General features: G+C 70.4%; 14 protein-coding genes. 7 read left to right on the top strand and 7 right to left on the bottom strand.

Annotated elements, in window-relative coordinates:
* Nucleotides 1–393 precede the first annotated feature (393 nt).
* The 3 genes from HWD93_RS03285 to HWD93_RS03295 are packed head-to-tail and all read left to right on the top strand — an operon-like array spanning nt 394 to nt 4,944.
* Nucleotides 394–1,992 carry a glycosyltransferase family 2 protein gene (locus tag HWD93_RS03285; RefSeq protein WP_070418784.1) on the top strand — a complete coding sequence of 533 codons (1,599 nt, stop codon included), beginning with the start codon at nt 394–396 and terminating at the stop codon, nt 1,990–1,992.
* Nucleotides 1,985–3,529, top strand: coding sequence for a glycoside hydrolase family 26 protein (locus tag HWD93_RS03290; protein ID WP_261646028.1), 1,545 nt, complete (start codon nt 1,985–1,987; stop codon nt 3,527–3,529). Before HWD93_RS03285 ends, HWD93_RS03290 begins: the two co-directional genes overlap by 8 nt.
* On the top strand, nt 3,526–4,944 hold the full coding sequence (locus tag HWD93_RS03295; RefSeq protein WP_070418786.1) for a UDP-glucose/GDP-mannose dehydrogenase family protein: 1,419 nt from the start codon (nt 3,526–3,528) through the stop codon (nt 4,942–4,944). Before HWD93_RS03290 ends, HWD93_RS03295 begins: the two co-directional genes overlap by 4 nt.
* Before the next feature lie 270 nt (nt 4,945–5,214).
* On the opposite strand, the gene glnA is transcribed toward HWD93_RS03295, so the two are convergent.
* Nucleotides 5,215–6,639, bottom strand: coding sequence for a type I glutamate--ammonia ligase (gene glnA, locus HWD93_RS03300; protein ID WP_092387442.1), 1,425 nt, complete (start codon nt 6,637–6,639; stop codon nt 5,215–5,217).
* A gap of 141 nt (nt 6,640–6,780) precedes the next feature.
* Here glnA and HWD93_RS03305 point away from each other — a divergent pair, with 141 nt between their 5' ends.
* On the top strand, nt 6,781–7,248 hold the full coding sequence (locus HWD93_RS03305) for an RDD family protein (protein ID WP_070418788.1): 468 nt from the start codon (nt 6,781–6,783) through the stop codon (nt 7,246–7,248).
* Between the two features lie 445 nt (nt 7,249–7,693).
* On the opposite strand, the gene HWD93_RS03310 is transcribed toward HWD93_RS03305, so the two are convergent.
* Nucleotides 7,694–8,422 (bottom strand): DUF4191 family protein, encoded by a 729-nt coding sequence (locus tag HWD93_RS03310; RefSeq protein ID WP_071295244.1) that lies wholly within the window; start codon nt 8,420–8,422, stop codon nt 7,694–7,696.
* Between the two features lie 126 nt (nt 8,423–8,548).
* Here HWD93_RS03310 and HWD93_RS03315 point away from each other — a divergent pair, with 126 nt between their 5' ends.
* Nucleotides 8,549–9,337, top strand: a complete 789-nt coding sequence (locus tag HWD93_RS03315; RefSeq protein ID WP_071295245.1) for a hypothetical protein — start codon at nt 8,549–8,551, stop codon at nt 9,335–9,337.
* Nucleotides 9,338–9,410: 73 nt separating this feature from the next.
* Here the strand turns inward: HWD93_RS03315 and sucB are convergent, their stop codons facing one another.
* The 5 genes from sucB to HWD93_RS03345 form a co-directional block, all read right to left on the bottom strand.
* Entirely contained in the window at nt 9,411–10,772 is a 1,362-nt protein-coding gene (sucB, locus tag HWD93_RS03320) for a 2-oxoglutarate dehydrogenase, E2 component, dihydrolipoamide succinyltransferase (protein WP_306576915.1), read from the bottom strand.
* 335 nt (nt 10,773–11,107) lie between these two features.
* Nucleotides 11,108–12,259, bottom strand: coding sequence for a 23S rRNA (uracil(747)-C(5))-methyltransferase RlmC (rlmC, locus tag HWD93_RS03330; RefSeq protein ID WP_261646030.1), 1,152 nt, complete (start codon nt 12,257–12,259; stop codon nt 11,108–11,110).
* Between the two features lie 7 nt (nt 12,260–12,266).
* Nucleotides 12,267–13,412, bottom strand: coding sequence for a glycosyltransferase (locus tag HWD93_RS03335; protein WP_071296421.1), 1,146 nt, complete (start codon nt 13,410–13,412; stop codon nt 12,267–12,269).
* A gap of 71 nt (nt 13,413–13,483) precedes the next feature.
* On the bottom strand, nt 13,484–14,362 hold the full coding sequence (locus HWD93_RS03340) for an SMP-30/gluconolactonase/LRE family protein (protein ID WP_071296422.1): 879 nt from the start codon (nt 14,360–14,362) through the stop codon (nt 13,484–13,486).
* A gap of 61 nt (nt 14,363–14,423) precedes the next feature.
* On the bottom strand, nt 14,424–15,572 hold the full coding sequence (locus HWD93_RS03345) for a glycosyltransferase family 4 protein (RefSeq protein WP_261646031.1): 1,149 nt from the start codon (nt 15,570–15,572) through the stop codon (nt 14,424–14,426).
* 81 nt (nt 15,573–15,653) lie between these two features.
* Here HWD93_RS03345 and HWD93_RS03350 point away from each other — a divergent pair, with 81 nt between their 5' ends.
* Both HWD93_RS03350 and HWD93_RS19415 read left to right on the top strand, forming a co-directional pair.
* Nucleotides 15,654–16,622, top strand: a complete 969-nt coding sequence (locus HWD93_RS03350; RefSeq protein WP_071296424.1) for a GDP-mannose 4,6-dehydratase — start codon at nt 15,654–15,656, stop codon at nt 16,620–16,622.
* Nucleotides 16,619–17,581, top strand: coding sequence for a glycosyltransferase (locus HWD93_RS19415; RefSeq protein WP_071296425.1), 963 nt, complete (start codon nt 16,619–16,621; stop codon nt 17,579–17,581). Before HWD93_RS03350 ends, HWD93_RS19415 begins: the two co-directional genes overlap by 4 nt.
* The last annotated feature ends 1 nt before the right edge of the window (nt 17,582 follow it).

Consider the following 17,582-nt stretch of genomic DNA (forward strand, 5'->3'; position numbering starts at 1 on the left):
GCCGGTCGAACTCCGGCGTCCGTTACCGGGACGTGATCCTGCTGGCCACGTCGACGCGAGGCGACGGCCGGAGCTGCTCGCGGCGCGCCCGGCGACCACGACCTGAACAGGGCTTTCGCTGGGGGTCGAGCCGCGCCTCCTGGGCCGTCCACCACCCGTACAGGGTGAGTGGCAGGGTGAACGCGGTCCACCGGAGTGCTGTCAGCACCAGTGCGGACACGATGACCACACGCGGAGGGGGACCGTGGTGTACCCCGTAACGTGCCCGTAACGCCCCCGGTCGGGGGTCGCGTTGCGCACCGGGTCACGGTTCTGCATCAATGGGGTCACCCGAACCGGCCCTGATTCCCCAACGACGCGGAATCTCCACCTCGAACGTTGAAGCAGGGATCGATGTTCACCTTCATTCTGCAGATCAGGCAGATGGTCGAAGGGCACCCCGAGTTCTACCTGTTCGCCGTGTACTCCGCGGTGATCTGGTTGCTCTGGCTGCTCAAGGTCATCCTGTCCGCCCGCTACCGCCCCTACACCGGCACCTACACCGGCACCACGAGCGTCGTCGTCCCCGTCGTGGACGAACCGCTCGACCTCTTCCGCGACGTGATCGGCCGCATGGTCGAGCAGCGTCCCGGCGAGATCATCGTCGTCATCAACGGCGCCCGCAACGAGGCCCTCGAAGCGGTCTGTGACGAGTTCGCCCCACTCGTCCGCTGGACGCACACGCCCATCCCGGGCAAGCGCAACGCCGTCAAGGTCGGCACCGAGATGTCCAACGGCGACATCACCGTGCTCGTCGACTCGGACACGGTGTGGACGCCCGGCACCCTCGACGAGCTGCTCAAGCCGTTCGCGGACGCCTCGGTCGGTGGCGTGACGACGCGCCAGCGCATCCTCGAGCCGACCCGCAGCTGGATCACCCGCTGGGCGGACTGGCTGGAGAACTCCCGCGCGCTGTACTCGATGCCCGCGCAGAGCGTCCTCGGCCAGATCGGCTGCCTGCCCGGGCGCACGATCGCCTTCCGCCGTGACATCCTCGTGCGCGTCATGGATCGCTTCATGCACGAGAAGTTCATGGGCGTGTTCCTCGAGGTGTCCGACGACCGGACCCTGACGAACCTCACGCTCAAGGAGGGGTACCGGACCGTCTACCAGTACACCTCGCTGGTCTACACGGACGCTCCGCTGCAGGTGAAGAAGCTGTTCAAGCAGCAGCTCCGCTGGGCCCGTGGTTCGCAGTACAACACGCTCCGGATGCTCCCGTGGATGCTCGGCCACGCGCCGATCCTCGCGGTGTTCTTCCTCACCGACATCATCCTGCCGTTCATGCTCTTCGGCGTGATCGCCGGCTGGATCTACCGCGCCTTCACCGGGCAGGGCGAGAACCTCTACCAGGGGATCCTGCAGCAGTACGGCTTCTCGACCGGCTTCGTCTACGTCGCCGCCCTCATGGTCGTCTCGTCGGTGCTCAGCATGGCGATCCGGCAGATGCGGCACCTCGCCGAGAAGCCGAGCGACTTCTTCCGCCTGCCGATGTTCATCATCGTGTCGACGTTCTTCCTCATGCCGATCCGGCTCATCGGCTTCTTCCGCCTGGCGCACGCGTCCGGCTGGGGGACCCGTGCCGGTGCGTACGCCGGTGGACCGATGGAGGAGGACCCCGCGGACGCGGTGCAGCCCTCGGCCGTCGCCACCCAGACCCCGGTGAGCCCGATCGACGCGGCGGCCCCGGCCCCGGCCGGTGGAGCCGGCTACGGCGACGACCAGCGCGCCGTGGACCGGGCGTTCGACGACCTGTTCGGCCCGGACGCCACCACCAACTCCACCGCGACGGTGCTCGCGACCCGCCGCTCGGCAGCCACTGCAGCGCAGTCGCAGTCGGCGACCGCGGCGGCCCCCGCCCCGGCACGCGTCCGTCGGTACAACCCGTACGCCGCGATCCCGTACTGCATCGGCTTCGCGATCTTCGCCCTGGAGGCCTTCCTCATTGTCTGACCTCATCCGCTCCTCAGGTGCCTGGTGGGCCCAGTCCAGCAAGCACGCACGTCTCACCGCGGTCGGGACGACCGCCATCGTCCTCGTCCTCGGACTCATCACCTGGAACGTCTGGGTGTCCCCGGCGGGCTCGGTGTCCACCGCGGTCCACCAGGCGCTCGGTGTGACGCCGCCGAAGAAGAAGATCTCGGCGGCCGAGCTCCAGACGAAGCTCACGGCCGCCCAGGAGAAGATCTGGGCGCTCGAGGGCAAGCTCGACTCCTCGACCGCGCAGTCCGGCTCGCGTGCCGACCAGATCGCCGAGCTCAAGGCGCAGATCGCGTCGTTGCAGTCCGACCTCGGGGCCGCCAAGGCCGCCGGGGCACGGTCCGGTGACGGCGCGTCGGGTTCGGGAGGGTCGGGCGACGGTTCCGGCAGCGGGTCCAGCGGCTCCGGCGGCTCCGGTTCGGGCAGCGGCTCCGGTGGCTCCGGCAACGGTTCCGGCTCCGGCAACCACGGCGTCACGAACCCGAACGGCGGCCCCTCGAAGGACCCCGGCACGACCCCGGTCTCCGTCCCCACCAAGGCGCAGATCATGGCGCAGCCGGCTCGCTGGTACGGCCTCTACACCGCGCAGTCGCCCTTCAACTGGGCGGAGTACGACGAGGTCTCGCAGCAGGTCGGCAAGGCCACGAACATGGTCGGCTTCTTCCAGGGCTTCGACCAGGACTTCAACGCCACCGCCGTCCAGCGCGCGTGGGCGAACGGCCGCCTGCCGCTCATGACCTGGGAGTCCGCACCCGCCAAGACGGGCAACGACGCGAAGTACGTCCCCGGGTACACGAACGAGGACATCGTCTCGGGCAAGTTCGACGCCTACCTCACGAAGTACGCGAAGGCCCTCGCGGCGAACGTGCAGCCGATGGTCATCCGGCTCGACCACGAGATGAACGGCTCTTGGTACAACTGGTCCGAGGGGACGGCGCAGCAGAACGCGGCCGGGTCCTACGTCGCGATGTGGCAGCACGTGCACGACGTCTTCCAGGCCAGCGGCGCGAACAAGTACGTCATCTGGAACTGGGCGCCGAGCCGCATCGACAAGCTCGGCAACGACAAGTACATGCAGCTCGAGTACCTGCGTGAGTACTACCCGGAGTCGAAGTACGTCGACTGGGTCGGGATGAGCGGGTACTACCGCACCGCCTCCGAGTCGCCGACCTTCGACAACACGTTCGGCAAGACCCTCGCCCAGCTCCGCCAGATCGCACCGGACAAGAAGATCCTCCTCAGTGAGATCGGTGCGACCGAGACCGGGACGAGCGTGACCAACGGGCAGAAGGCGGAGTGGATCACCTCGCTCTTCGACGGCCTCGCGGAACCGGCCAACGACGACGTCATCGGCTTCTCGTACTTCAGCGAGACCGCGACCACGGTCGTGGACGGCGTCCGCACCACGAACGACTGGCGACTCAACTCCCGCGCCGACAGCCTCCAGGCCTTCGTGGCCGGCATCTCGCGCACCGACACCGACTACGACCTGCAGGAGGTCAAGCAGTGACCGCTCAGAAGAAGACCGCAGACTCCCGTCCGGCACCCGTCATCAGCGTCATCGGCACCGGCTACCTCGGTGCCACCCACGCGGCCGCCATGGCCGAGATGGGCTTCGAGACCATCGGCGTGGACGTCGATCCCGCCAAGCTCGCAGCCCTGTCGGCCGGCGAGGTCCCGTTCTACGAGCCCGGCCTGCCGGAGCTCATCACGAAGCACGTCGCGAGCGGCAAGCTCCGCTTCACGGCGTCGCTGCCCGAGGCCGTGGCCGCGGCCGACGTCCACTTCGTCTGCGTCGGGACGCCGCAGCGCGCCGGGTCGCACGCCGCGAACCTCACCTACGTCGAGAACGCCACCCGCGGTGTCGCCGAGAACCTCACGCACCCCGGCCTCATCGTCGGCAAGTCGACGGTCCCGGTGGGCACGGCCGAGCGGCTCCGCGGCATCGTCCGCGAGTTCACCCCGTCGGGCATCGACGCCGAGCTCATCTGGAACCCCGAGTTCCTGCGCGAGGGCAAGGCCGTCGACGACACGCTGCACCCGGACCGGCTCGTCTGGGGCGGTGCCTCCGCGTCGGCCGACGCCGTGATCCGCGAGGTCTACGCCGCACCCATCGCCGAGGGCACCCCGGTCATCACGACCGACCTCGCCACGGCGGAGCTCGTCAAGGTCAGCGCGAACGCGTTCCTCGCCACGAAGATCTCGTTCATCAACGCGATCTCCGAGATGTGCGCGATCACCGGTGCGGACGTGTCCACCCTCGCGGACGCGCTCGGGCACGACGCCCGCATCGGCCGCAAGTTCCTGAACGCCGGCCTCGGCTTCGGCGGTGGCTGCCTGCCGAAGGACATCCGGGCGCTCATGCACCGCGCGAACGAGCTCGGTGCCGGTCGTGTCGTCGGCCTCATGCAGCAGGTCGACGAGATCAACATGGGGCAGCGCGAGCGCGTCATCGACATGACGATCGACGCGCTCGGCGGCTCCGTGCTGAACCGTCGCGTGGCCGTGGTCGGGGCGGCGTTCAAGCCCCTCACCGACGACGTCCGCGACTCGCCGGCGCTCAACGTCGCCGCTGCGCTGCACCTCCGCGGCGCCCAGGTCACCCTGTGGGACCCGGAGGCGATGGAGACCGCCCGCCGCTCCTTCCCGACGCTCACCTACTCGTCGTCGATGGAGGGTGCGATCGAGGACGCCGACGTCGTGCTCGTCCTCACCGAGTGGGACGAGGTCATCGCCGCAGACCCCGCGGCGCTCGCCTCGATCGTGGGGCGTCGCACGGTGATCGACGCCCGCAACTGCCTCCCGGTCGCCGACTGGGTCAAGGCGGGTTGGACCGTCCGTTCCCTGGGACGGCCCACTCCGGTCACGGGTGCACCCGTGAGCGTCGCTGCGGGGACGAACGACGCGGTGGCCACCGCGCGGTAGTCGCCCGGACGCGAAGCGGGGTCTGTGCCGGGGCGGCACGGGCCCCGTTCTCGTGTGCCCGGCGGACCTGGCGCGTTCGGCGCGGTCCGGCACGATCCGTCGCTTCGGCAGTGGACGTGCCTGCCTGGAGGCGCGGTGCCGGCCCGCCGGGCGTGCGCCGCGCCTCCAGGCAGGCACGTTCGCACCCGGTGGCCGGGTCCGCCGCCGAGACACAGCGGAACGCCCCCGCACCGGAGAACCGGTGCGGGGGCGTTCGTGGTGCGGTGCGTGTCAGACGCCGAAGTAGAGCTCGTACTCGAACGGGTGCGGGCGCTGCGCGAGCGGGAGGATCTCGTTCTCGCGCTTGTAGTCGATCCAGGTCTGGATGAGGTCCTCGGTGAAGACGTTGCCCTTCGTGAGGAACTCGTGGTCCGCCTCGAGCGCGTCGAGCGCCTCGTCGAGGGAGCCGGGGACCTGGGGGATGCCCTTCGCCTCTTCCGGCGGGAGCTCGTAGAGGTCCTTGTCGACCGGCTCGTGCGGCTCGATGCGGTTCTGGATGCCGTCGAGGCCCGCCATCAGCTGCGCGGCGAACGCGAGGTACGGGTTGCCCGAGGCGTCCGGCGCGCGGAACTCGATGCGCTTGGCCTTGGGGTTCGTGCCCGTGATCGGGATGCGGATCGCGGCGGAGCGGTTGCCGGCCGAGTAGACCAGGTTGACCGGGGCCTCGAAGCCCTTCACCAGACGGTGGTACGAGTTGATCGACGGGTTCGTGAAGGCGAGCAGCGCCGGGGCGTGCTTGAGGATGCCACCGATGTACCAGCGGGCGAGGTCGGACAGGCCGCCGTAGCCGTTCTCGTCGTAGAACAGCGGCTTGCCGTCGCTCCAGAGGGACTGGTGGGTGTGCATGCCCGAACCGTTGTCACCGAAGAGCGGCTTCGGCATGAACGTGGCGACCTTGCCCCACTGGTCGGCGGTGTTCTTGACGATGTACTTGAACTTCAGGATGTCGTCCGCGGCGTGGACCATCGTGTCGAACTTGTAGTTGATCTCCTGCTGGCCGCCGGTGCCCACCTCGTGGTGCGAGCGCTCGAGCTCGAAGCCCGCCTCGATCAGCTTGAGGGTGATGTCGTCGCGGAGGTCGGCCGTCTTGTCGACCGGCGACACGGGGAAGTAGCCGCCCTTGTAGGGGGTCTTGTTGGCGAGGTTGCCGCCCTCTTCCTCGCGACCGGTGTTCCAGGCGCCCTCCTCGGAGTCGACCGAGTAGAACGACTTGTTCTGGGTGACCGAGTAGCGGACGTCGTCGAAGATGTAGAACTCGGCCTCGGGGGCGAAGAACGCGGTGTCCGCGATGCCCGTCGACGCGAGGTACTTCTCCGCCTTCTTGGCGACCTGACGCGGGTCACGGCCGTAGATCTCGCCGTTCCGCGGGTTGTAGATGTCGAAGATCATGATCAGCGTGCGCTCGGCGCGGAACTGGTCGATGTACGCCGTCGTCACGTCGGGGATGAGCTGCATGTCGGACTCGTGGATCGACGCGAAGCCGCGGATCGAGGAGCCGTCGAAGAGCTGGCCGACCGAGAAGAAGTCCTCGTCGACGGTGGAGGCCGGGATGTTGAAGTGCTGCTGCACACCCGGCAGGTCCGTGAACCGGATGTCGAGGAACTTGACGTCGGTGTCCTTGATGAAGGCCAGGACCTCGGAGGAATCGCTGAACATGTGGGCCGATCTCCAATGGGTTGGGTGATGTCGGAGGGTCCATCTCGGCACCCTCCGACGAGGCTATTGACACCGAGTTTCCCGGACATGACTGGATTGTTTCGTGCGTGTTACGTCGACCCGTTCGCCTACGCTGGGACCATGGCCCGCAGCACCAGTTCGTCGTCCGCGTCGTCCTCCGGGGGATCGGGGCATCCTGACGGCTGGCCGGGCAAGGACCTCGGTCTGCCGGAAGAGGGGCCCCGCAGCGTCGGGCGGATCGGCCGCCGGATCGTGGCCCTGCTGATCGACGGTGCGCTGGCCGACCTCGTGGCGTACGTGACCGGTGTGTGGTCGCCCGTGAACGGCTCGGGGGACATCGCGCACTCGTGGATCCAGATCGCGATCTTCGCCGTGCTGCAGATCCTGTTCATCTGCCTGCTGTCGGGGTCGTTCGGGCACGTGTGCGTCGGGCTCCGGGTGGTGCCGATGCGCGGCGGGTACGTCGGGGTCTGGCGGCCGGTGGTGCGGACGGTGCTGCTGTGCCTGGTCGTGCCGGCGCTGATCATCGACCGCGACAGCCGTGGGGCGCACGACCGGATCGCGGGGACGGTGTTGGTGCGGCGCTGAGGGGGCTGCGGCGCGGAGCGCGTGGCGCGGGCGGCGCGAGAGCGCGGCGGCGCGGGGCGCTGAGCGCGCAGCGGCGCGGAGCGGGCGGCGTGAGAGCGCGGCGCAGCACGGTGCGAGGTTCCGTCCTCCGTGCGAGCAGGCGCCCGTCCCACGGTGCGCCGAACCTCGCACGGTGCGCGATCGACCCATCGCCGACGTTCGGACCGCCAGCGCACGGGACCCGCGCTGCACGGTGCGAGGTGCTTCGCCGGGCATGAAGTTGCCCACTCGGTGCCGCACTTCGAGCCCGCACCGCGTGGTCGACCTCGCACCGACAGGCGAGAGCCGTACTGCGCGACGCCGCTGACCCCACCGCGCCACCGCCCACCCCGCCACGCGGCCCGCCGACGCAGAACGCCCCCGACCTGGCACGGTCGGGGGCGTTCGTCGTCTGTGGGGGAGTCCGTCAGCGCGGACGTCCCGCGCGGGCCCGCATCGGGTCCATCCCCTTCGGGATCGCCGCGGCCGGGCTCTGCGTGAGGGAGTCGAGCCGGTTCGCGACCGCCAGGACCTCGTTGCGGTTGAGCGCCTTCTTGAACTTGTTCATCGCACGGGGGAGCTTGTGCAGCGTCACGGAGTCGTCACCGTCGCCGTCCTTGCCGCTGGCCACGTGCACGACGTGCACCGGGACGTTCGGGACGATGCGCTGGACCTTGCGGCGCTCCTCGTCGACCTGGCGGTTGAGGTTGCCGCGCTGGCCCTCGGTGATGAGCACGACACCCGGGGTGCCGACGGCCCGGTAGACAGCGGCCTGCGAACGACCGTGCACCGCGACCGGCATCTCGCTCGAGCGCCACTGACGGCGGAGCGAGTTCGACAGCACGGCACCCACGGCACCGGGCTGCCCCTCGATCTGCGAGTAGGCGGCACGTTCGGCCAGCCGACCGAGGACGATCAGGAAGAGCAGTACACCCAGCAGCACGCCGGCCACGATCCAGAGGATGATCGCGAGCCAGTTCTGCCCGGGCAGCAGCAGGGCGAGCAGGACGCCCAGCACCACCGGGACGACGAACGCCAGGGCGAACCACCAGACGGAGCTCGGGTCCGCCCGACGGGTCATCGTGAAGACCTGGTACATCTGCTTGAGACGACCCGGCTCCTTCGCCGTCGTACCTTGAGAACTGCTGCGTGCCATGCGACCAGGATACGGCCTGTCCCGACTTCCGAGGACCGTCGATGCTCTGGCTGTGGGCGAACAGCGTTCTCCACAGGACGGCGTCCCGTCCGCCGGAGGCTGGGCGGGCCCGGCCAGGCTGTCCGGATGCAGACGCTCTCCGATCACGTCCGGTGGCACGCGGTGGACGACGAGCAGCCGTTGCTCGCCTGGTTCGCCGACCGCGCCGCCGTCGCCCCGGATCCCTCGGCGCGGCACCTCGTCCCGGTCGTCGGCGTCGGCCGGCTGGCGGACGGACGGCTCGCCGTCGACGTCCTCCGTCCCGCGGGGACGGTGCTGTCCGCGGCACTCGACACCCTCGGCACGCCGACCACCGGTGTCGCCGTGACGCTCACCGTGCCGATGCTCGAGCTCGCAGTGACCGAACGGTCCGGCGCGGTCCAGATCGGCTCCGCGGGGCTCGACGACGTCCTGGTGGACGATGCCGGTGCGGTCGTGCTGTGCGACCGGCCACCCGGGTCGGACGGCGTCCGTCGGTCCGACCAGAGCGGCGCGAGGGTCCTGGTCCTCGCGGCCCGGCTGGTGTGGGAGCGGACCGAGGCAGGTGCGCCGGACCGTCCGGCCGTCGATGGCGCTCTCGCCGAGGCCCTCGACGGCGACACGACGGCGCTGCGTGCGGCGCTGGCGGTGGTCCGGGCCGCCGCGGCGCCGCGCCCGATCCGCTGGGAACGGCCGTCGGACGACCTGCTCGTCGGGTTGCCCGAGCGCACGTCGATGCCACCGGGGCCGGCTGGTTCCCTCGAGACGGCGCTGCGCGGGGTCGTCGAGCACGGCCTCCCGATCGGCGGTGGGAGACGGCTGCCGCTCCGACGAGCGCTGGTGGGGATGGTGGTCGCGGCGGGGCTGACCGCGGCGGTGGCCTTCACGATCGGCTGAACACGCCAGAAACGGGGAACGGCCCCGATCCACAGTGGGATCGGGGCCGTCCGGAGTACGACGAGCGCTGGGCTCAGTACCCGAGGTTCGGGCCGAAGTTGCCCTCCTCGAGGCGGTTCTTCACCGCGACGAGGTAGCGCGACGCGTCGGCGCCGTCGATGATGCGGTGGTCGTACGACAGCGCGAGGTAGACGAACGAACGGATCGCGATGGCCTCTTGCCCGTCGACCTTCACGACCGCCGGACGCTTCGTCACGATGCCCGTGCCGAGGATCGCCGACTGCGGCAGGAACACCACGGGGGTGTCGAACAGCGCGCCACGCGAACCGGTGTTCGTCAGCGTGAACGTGCCACCCGCGAGCTCGTCCGGCTTGAGCTGGTTGTTGCGGGTGCGCTCGGCGAGGTCCGCGATCGACTGCGAGAACTGCGCCAGGTTCAGCGACGCCGCGTCCTTGATCACCGGGGTGAGCAGGCCGCGCTCGGTGTCCACCGCGATCGAGACGTTCTCGGTCTCCGGGTAGACGATCTCCTCGCCCTCGACGGTCGAGTTGATCTTCGGGTGCGCCTTGAGCGCCTCGGACGCCGCGAGGGCGAAGAACGGCATGAAGGAGAGCTTCGAACCGGTCTTCTCGAGGAACTCGGCCTTGTGCGCGTCACGGAACTGCGCGACCTTGGTCACGTCCACCTCGACGACGCTGGTGAGCTGCGCGGTCGAGGTCATCGACTGCACGGCGCGCTCGGCGACGACCTTGCGGAGGCGGGTCATCTTCTCGCGGGTGCCACGCAGCGGCGAGACCTCGGCGACGAAGGGGCCGGCCGGGGCCGCAGCGGCGGAACCACCGGCGGCCGGGGCCTTCGCAGCGGCTTCGGCAGCGGCGAGGACGTCTTCCTTGCGGATGCGTCCGCCGACGCCGGAGCCGGTGACGGTCGAGAGGTCGACACCCTGCTCGTTCGCGAGCTTCCGCACGAGCGGGGTGACGTAGCCGGAGGCCGAGGCGTCCTGCGTCGGGTTCGGCACCGAGGCGCTGGCGGCCGAGCCACCTGAGGCGGCAGCCGGAGCCGGAGCGGCGGCCTGCGGGGCGGCGCCGGTCGTGCCGCTCAGCCCGAGCTGGGCGGAGCAGGCCGGCCATGCGCCCCAGCCCTGGGAGGCGAGGACGCGCTCGGCGACGGCGATCTGGGTCGCACGGCTCGCGGAGGCCGGGTTGCCCGTGCCGCCGTTCGCCTGCCAGGTGCCGAGGTTGAACTGGAGGCCGCCGTAGTAGCCGTTGCCGGTGTTGATCGCCCAGTTGCCGCCGGACTCGCACTGCGCGAGGGCGTCCCAGGTCGAGCCGGATGCTGCGTTCGCGGGCGCCGCCGCGAGGCCGACACCCGTCGCGGCGATGCCTGCGAAGGCGAGGCCACCGACGATGGTGCGGGTACGAGAAAGCTTCTTCATGGTTGATTGCTCCACCGGGACCACGGATCGAGAGCCGATCGCCACTGCCCGTCCCGACCGATCGCGGTCGTGTCGTGGGGTGCGCCACCGGGGGCAGTGGTCTCGTGCCGGGGGCGCCTCGGTCGGCCACCATAGGAAACTCTTCACCGTTATCAAACCGAGACAAACGGTTCTACCCGTTGGTGCTATGTCTCCGGGGACGGAACCTGTACGCGTGGATCCCCATGGGCATGGTCATCGCGGCGGACCCGGGTACGCCACCTTGGCAATTCCCTGGCAATGACGGCCAGGAGGCACGTGGCGGCGCCGACCCGCGCCTCCCGTCCGCCGGTCGGTCACCCTCGGGACAGCAGCGTCACCGCTTCCAGGTGGCCGGTCTGCGGGAACATGTCGAGCACCCGCGCGCGCCGCAGGCGCAGCGACGGCATCCGCGCGAGGTCCTTCGCCAGGGTCACCGGGTTGCAGCTCGAGTAGACGACGTGCCGGACGTCCGACTCCTCGAGCCAGGTCGACAGCGTCTCGCCGATCCCGCGCCGCGGCGGGTTGACGACGACGAGCTCGGGGACGGCGTCGGGACGGGCACGGAGCGCGTGCTCGGTCGCGTCGTCCGCGGCGAAGCGGACGCCCTCGAGGCCGGCCTCGCGCGCCGACTGCCCCGCCGACCGCACGGCCTCGCGGCTGGTCTCGATGCCCGTCACCGCGCGACCGGGGCGGGCGGCGTGCAGGGCGAAGCCGCCGACGCCGCAGTAGAGGTCCCACATCGACGCCGGCGCCACCTCGTCGATCCACGCCGAGGCCTGGGCGTACAGCTCGGTGGCCACGTGCGTGTTCGTCTGGAAGAAGCTCTGCGGGCGGAGGTGCATCGTGACGTCACCGAGTCGCATCGAGAGCGTCTCCCGCTCGGTGAGCACGATCTCCCGCTCCCCCTCGGTGACGGCCTTGTGCTCCGGGAGCAGGTTCACGGTGACGACGACGGCGTTCGGCAGCACCCGGTGGAGCGCGTCGAGGTGCTGCCGGAGGCGCGCCAGCTGTCCCTCGGAGCGCAGGACGAACCGCACCATGAGCTCCCCGTCCGGCGACTCCGTCACGAGCACGAACTTCAGCTCGCCCCGGCGGGTGGCGACGTCGTACGGGATGAGTCCGGCGTCCGCGATGAACCCGGCGAGGATCGGGAGCGCGTGCTGGATCCCGAGCGTGCAGATGCCGCAGTGCCGCAGGTCCACCCCGCGCTGCCGGTGGTCGAGGATGCCGACCGTCGGGTGCTGGACGGTCCCGCCGACCACCATCTTCGCCTTGTTGCGGTACGCGGACTCGGGGCTGGTGATCGCGGGCAGCCACTCGACCGAGCCCGGACCCCCTGCGGCCTCGACCGCGTCGTGCAGGAGTTCGCGCGTCCGGAGTTCCTTGTCGAGGACCTGCCCGGCGTACGGCTGCCGCATGAGCGTGCACGAGCGGCACACCCCGCGGTCGAAGTAGTCGCACTGCATGGCCGAGTCAGGATACGGCAGCGGCCGCCTTCCGGACGGTGACGCCGCGGGTCTGCTGCTCGAGGGCGTCTTCGTACGCGCCACAGACGCCCGACCACGTGTACGCCGAGCGGGCCCGGTCACGCACGCTGCCCCGGAGCAGCTCCTGCTCGACGGGGTCGGCGAGCAGGTCGAGGACGGCATCGGCGATCGCGCCGGGGTCGGGCTGGACGAACCGGACGCCGGTGCCGGCGAGGACCTCGCGGTTGTACACGGTGTCGCGGGCCACGGTGGGCGCCCCGCAGTGCATCGCCTGCACGAGGGCCGGGTTCGTGCCGCCGACGCTGTGCCCGTGGAAGTAGGCGCCGGCATGCTGCCACAGTGCGAAGAGCCGGTCGTCGTCGGACACGTGGCCGAGCCAGGACACGCCCGTGTTCCGGTCGGCGAGGTCCTGCGCGGCGGTGTCGAGCTCCCCGCCGTAGCCCGTCGACCCGACGATGACGACCGGGTGGCGCTCGGCGATGCGCTCCGCGGCGACGAGGAACTCGGCCACCGTGTTCTCCGGCACGAACCGCGCCACCACGAGGGCGAACGGTCGCCCGGCGAGGTGCGCGTCGTCGGGGTGCAGCGGCAGGACGTCGGACTCCGTGCCGCCGTAGGGGATCATCACGCCGGAGCGGCCGAACTCGCGACGCCAGTAGTCCCCGATGGCATCGGCGTCGAAGACGAGCCGATCGGCGAACCGTGCGGTGGCCCGGGCGCCGGTCTTGAACACCGCCTTGGCGAGCCGCCCCCACTTCGCGCGCTCCCACTCGATCCCGTCGACGTTGACCACGGTGGGGATGCCGGCGAGCCGCAGGAGCGGGAGCCAGTACCCGTTCGCGCAGTTCATCACGAGCGCGACGTCCGGCCGTCGTCGGATCGTGTCGAGCACGGCGGTCATGCCGTACGTGAGGGTCGAGAGCGACCGCGACTCGAGGCCACGGGTCGTGCGTCGGGTCACCCGGTGGTCGAGGGACGGGTCGTCCACCCGTTCCTGTCCGGGACGGCCGTAGACCGTGACGTCCCAGCCGGCGTCGGCCAGGTGCGGTGCGATGTGCCGCACGGCCGTCTCGAACCCGCCGTAGTAGGACGGGTACCCGCGCGTCCCGATGATCGCCACACGCTTGGACATACCCGCTCCCTCGTTCACCTGATGACTGCAATGATATTCTACATTGCAGTTCCAGGTGACGGAAGAGCGGGTTACTCGGCGGCGGCGTCCCGGGTCGTGGTCGCGATCCGGTACACGGACGTCGTCGCGGCGAGGAACAGCGTCGTGCCGTCGTCGCCGCCGAAGCACAGGTTCGCGGTGACCTCGGGGACGGCGATGTCGCCGAGCCGGGTGCCGTCCGGGTCGAACACGACCACGCCCCGGTGCGACGAGGACCACACGTTGCCGTGCACGTCGACGCGGATGCCGTCCGGGGCGCCCTCGCCGGGCTCCAACCGCGCGAACACCCGACCGTTCTTGAGCAGGTCGCCCCGGCCGCCCCGCCGGTCGTACGCCCGGATGACCGGGTCGTCGCCGGACGAGCTCGCGACGTAGAGCACCTGCTCGGTCGGGTCGAACGCCAACCCGTTCGGTTCGTCGAGGTCGGTGGCGACCGGCCGCAGGTCCGCACCGTCCGGGCCGCACCGGAACACCCAGTGGTCGCCGTACTCCCGCTCGCCCGGGTGCCCCTCGCGCGGCTGGGTGATGCCGTACGCCGGGTCGGTGAACCACACGCTGCCGTCCCGCGCGACCACGACGTCGTTCGGGGAGTTCAACCGGACGCCGTCCCACGCGTCCACGATCGGCGTGACGACCCCGTCCCGGTCGCGCTCGACCCGTCGGTTCCCGTGCGAGCACTGCACGACGCTGCCGTCGCGGTCGAGGGTGCGGCCGTTCGTGAACTCGACCCCCTCGGCGTACACCGACGTCTCACCGGAGCCGGCGTGCCACTGCAGGATGCGGTCGCCCGGGATGTCCGACCACCGCAGGGTCCGGCTCGCGGGGATCCAGCACGGCCCCTCGGCCCAGGTGCTGCCCGTCGCGATGCGCTCGACGGCGCCGGGGTCGGGGACGAGATCGGTGAACGACATGTGCTCCCCTTCGAACACGATCCGCGGTGCGGCGCGGTCGGAGTTCGGCCGCGGATCGACCCTACCCGTCGGCCTCGGGTGCACCGGTTGCCGACGAGGTGCCACCGACGAGCTCGTGCAACCACGCGTCGGCCACGAGTCGTCCGTCACGGTCCGGGAGGGCGGCGCGGACCTCGTCACGATCGAGCGGGTTCCGCAGCGCCCGGACGAGCGCCGTTGCGAGCCGCTCCGGGAGCCCGGACGGATCGACGTCGACGACCTCGTGCCCGTGTGCGACGAGCCAGGGCGCCAGACCGGTCTGGTCCGTCGTGACCACCGTCAGCCCAGCGGCGAGGGCCTCCTTGATCGGGAGGCCGATCTGCTCGATCCACCGACCGTCGGGCACGGACGGGGCCACCAGCACGGAACTCGACGCGAGCAGCGCGCCGGCCTCGCCGTGGGGCAACCGTCCGAGCACCGTCCGGCTGTCCGGACGGCGCGCTGCCCACGCCTCGAGCTCGGCCTGCAGCGGCCCGGGACCGACGATCGAGAGCCGCGCGTCCGGGAGCGCCTCCTCGACGGCACTCCACGCCACCGTCAGCCCGCGCAGCCCCTTGCGTTCCTCGAGCACCCCGAGGAACACGCACGAGAGCGGCTCGGCGGACACCGACGTGTCGTTCGCCCGCGGGAGTTCGAGCGTCGTGCGCTGGTCGACCCCCGACAGGAACGGGAGTCGTGCGTACGCGACCCGGGCGGCGTCGCTCGCGAAGCAGATGCGGTCCAGGGTGAGGCGCGCGACACCGCCGATGAGGAGTGCGACGGCCCGGACGGCCCACCCGGGGACCCGACGCCGCCCGCCGACCAGGGTCGCGAGGGCGTTGTTCTCCATCGCGTAGGTGACGACGCGGTGCCGGCGGCGCCGGAGCACGCCCGCGGCCTTGAAGCCGAGCACGAGCCCGAGGTGCTTCGGCCAGAAGCGCATCCAGTACGGCTCGGGGACCTCGAGCGTGGTGGCGCCGGTGCGCAGGAACCGCCGCAGCGCGCCCGGCATCGTGACGCGTCGGATGCCCGCGACGAGCGGCGTGCCCGCGAGGTCGTAGTTCGTGTCGAGGTAGAGCAGCTCGGCAGGGGTCCCGAGTCGGTGTCGCTCGATGTGCGCGGCCCGGAGTTCCGGGACGATCCGCATGCTCGCGGCCGGAGTGGTTCGGACCCGCGGTTCCTTGTCGACCATCACTTCGTCTCCCTGTCGCGATACCGGCTGATGACATATCTACTGATATACAATACACTGGAACGGAACGAAGGAGCAGAGATGACTGTGTTGATCACCGGAGCCGGCGGCATGATGGGTTCCCACCTCGCCGAACTCCTCATGAGTGCCGGGGACGACGTGGTCGCGACCTCGCTCCACCCGACCATCGACCTCTCGACCGTCGACCCCTCCGTGCGGTTCCGGGAACTCGACGTCCTCGATCGCGATGCCGTGACGGGGTCCATCGCGGCGCACCGGCCCTCCGTCATCCACCACCTCGCTGCGCAGAGCCTGCCAACGGTGTCGTGGACGGACCCGTGGACCACGATGCGGGTCAACTCCGAGGGCACGATCAACGTGTTCGAAGCGGTCCTCGACGTCCGCCGTCTGGATCCCGAGTACGACCCGACCGTCGTGGTGGCGTGCTCGTCGGCGGAGTACGGGGCGAGCCTCACACCCGCGAACGTCCCGGTGACCGAGGAGACCCCGTTGCTCCCGCTGCACCCCTACGGCGTCAGCAAGGTCAGCCAAGACCTCCTCGCGTACCAGTACCACGCGAACCACGGCATCCGAGCCGTCCGTGCGCGCATCTTCAACTGCACGGGCACCCGGAAGCGCAACGACGTGGTCTCGGACTTCGGCCGTGCAGTCGTCCGAGCGCTGCACGAGGGGACACCGGTCCGCCACGGCAACCTCGAGACCCAGCGCGCGATCATCGATGTGCGCGACATGGTCCGGGCGCTCCGTGACCTCTCGCTGACCGGCCGCCCCGGCGAGGTGTACAACATCTGCGCAGACCGCGCCTACCGCATCTCGGAGGTACTGGAGATGTACTTCCGTGCGGCCGGACGTCGCCTGCCGACGGAGGTCGACCCGCTCCTCCTCCGCCCGTCGGACGAGGCGATCATCTTCGGTGACACGTCGAAGATCCGGTCGCACACGGCCTGGCGTCCGGAGATCGGCCTCGAAACGACGATCGCAGACGTCCTCGCGTTCGAGCAGGTCCAGTACGCCCGAGGTGCGCGGTGATCGACCTCCTGTTCTCCGACCCGATCCCGGTCGTGCAGCACCACTACCAGCGACAGCTCCACGACGTCTTCGCGAGCGGCGGGGGCTCAGCGACGCAGGCCCACTGGTCTCGTCCGGTCGAGGGCTTCCCCGGAGCCCTCGGCAAGGCGCGGATGTTGGCGAACGCGGTCCACAACCTCCGGCGCCAGCGCGCCGAGCGGCGACCGGTCCTCCAGGCGTGGCCGAGCCTCGGTCTCCTCGAGACCCGGCTCTGGTCGTCGCCGAACGGCCCTCGCTACGTCATGCTGCACGACCCGGCTCCGCTCCGACGCCAGTACGGGCACTCCGAGCGCTCACGTCGCTGGGCAGCCGCCGCCCCCGCGGAGCACCGCCCGACCGTCCTCGTCTCCAACGACCACGCGTTCGCCATCGCGCGCCAGGCACTTCCGCACCACCGGATCGAGAGTGTCCTGCACCCGATGCTGAGCACGCGACGCCACGTCGACAAGACAGCCCGACCGTCGATCCTCGTCGCCGGTCAGTACAAGCCGGCCCGGAACGTCGAATTGCTCGCCGCTCTCGGTCCGCGGCTCCGAGCGCGGGGGTGGGAGACGACGATCGTCGGGAGAGGCTGGCCGGAGATCGAGGGCTGGACCGTCGAGAACCGGTTCGTCGCGGAGCACGAGCTCGAGCACCTCCTGGGCCGCTCGTGGGTGCACCTGCTGACGTACCGGCAGTACTTCCAGTCCGGCGTCTCACTGCGAGCCGTCGAGATGGGGACGCCGACGGTCGGCGAAGACACCGACTTCCTCCGCGGGCTGTTCGGTGCCGGGCACCCCGGTCTCGTCGCGACGGACGGAGACGCCGCCGCGTACGAACGTGCGATCGAGGCCGTCATCGACGGCGAAGGCCCGTCACTCGAAACCGTACAGAGCGACTACTTCGCCCGGTGCACGGAGAGCTGGCGCGTGGTTCGCTGAC

Origin of the sequence: Curtobacterium sp. C2H10 (assembly GCF_025407985.1) — a bacterium.
In the GTDB taxonomy this organism is placed as follows: Bacteria; Actinomycetota; Actinomycetes; order Actinomycetales; family Microbacteriaceae; genus Curtobacterium.

Bases quoted from the DNA above. Each gene is read 5' to 3' on its own strand.
- HWD93_RS03285 (WP_070418784.1), top strand. From the start codon at position 394: ATGTTCACCTTCATTCTGCAGATCAGGCAGATGGTCGAAGGGCACCCC.
- glnA (WP_092387442.1), bottom strand. From the start codon at position 6,639: ATGTTCAGCGATTCCTCCGAGGTCCTGGCCTTCATCAAGGACACCGAC.
- HWD93_RS03305 (WP_070418788.1), top strand. From the start codon at position 6,781: ATGGCCCGCAGCACCAGTTCGTCGTCCGCGTCGTCCTCCGGGGGATCG.
- HWD93_RS03310 (WP_071295244.1), bottom strand. From the start codon at position 8,422: ATGGCACGCAGCAGTTCTCAAGGTACGACGGCGAAGGAGCCGGGTCGT.
- HWD93_RS03315 (WP_071295245.1), top strand. From the start codon at position 8,549: ATGCAGACGCTCTCCGATCACGTCCGGTGGCACGCGGTGGACGACGAG.
- sucB (WP_306576915.1), bottom strand. From the start codon at position 10,772: ATGAAGAAGCTTTCTCGTACCCGCACCATCGTCGGTGGCCTCGCCTTC.
- rlmC (WP_261646030.1), bottom strand. From the start codon at position 12,259: ATGCAGTGCGACTACTTCGACCGCGGGGTGTGCCGCTCGTGCACGCTC.
- HWD93_RS03335 (WP_071296421.1), bottom strand. From the start codon at position 13,412: ATGTCCAAGCGTGTGGCGATCATCGGGACGCGCGGGTACCCGTCCTAC.
- HWD93_RS03340 (WP_071296422.1), bottom strand. From the start codon at position 14,362: ATGTCGTTCACCGATCTCGTCCCCGACCCCGGCGCCGTCGAGCGCATC.
- HWD93_RS03345 (WP_261646031.1), bottom strand. From the start codon at position 15,572: ATGGTCGACAAGGAACCGCGGGTCCGAACCACTCCGGCCGCGAGCATG.
- HWD93_RS03350 (WP_071296424.1), top strand. From the start codon at position 15,654: ATGACTGTGTTGATCACCGGAGCCGGCGGCATGATGGGTTCCCACCTC.